Raw genomic sequence first — 303 nt, 5'->3', positions numbered from 1 at the left:
GAGAAGGGCTGGACCGGCGTCGGCTTTTCCGCGTGCTGGACTACATCGAAGCAAACCTCGAAGGCAATCTCACGCTCGATCGCATGGCATCGATTGCCTTTCTCAGTCGATTTCACTTCGCTCGCGGCTTCAAACAGGCCGTCGGCCAACCTCCTCACCGTTACGTTGCCGCACGACGGCTCGAGCGTGCGAAAGCCCTTCTGATCCAGGGCGATCGGCCACTGGTGGACATTGCGCTGGCGCTCGGCTTCTCCAGCCAGGCCAATTTCAACCGCGCGTTCAAGCAGGCGGCCGGCGTAGCGC

Annotated in this window: 1 protein-coding gene; it reads left to right on the top strand. The window is 62.0% G+C overall.

Going from position 1 to position 303, the window contains the following annotated elements; translation table 11 throughout:
* Positions 1-32 precede the first annotated feature (32 nt).
* Positions 33-303 (top strand): helix-turn-helix transcriptional regulator (locus tag OO68_RS49115; protein ID WP_209442701.1); only part of this gene is annotated, 271 nt, incomplete at its 3' end.

This window comes from Streptomyces iakyrus (genome assembly GCF_000717055.1).
In the GTDB taxonomy this organism is placed as follows: Bacteria; Actinomycetota; Actinomycetes; order Streptomycetales; family Streptomycetaceae; genus Streptomyces; species Streptomyces iakyrus.
Note: the sequence above shows the minus strand (reverse complement) of the source record. Positions and strands in the feature narration are given on the sequence as shown.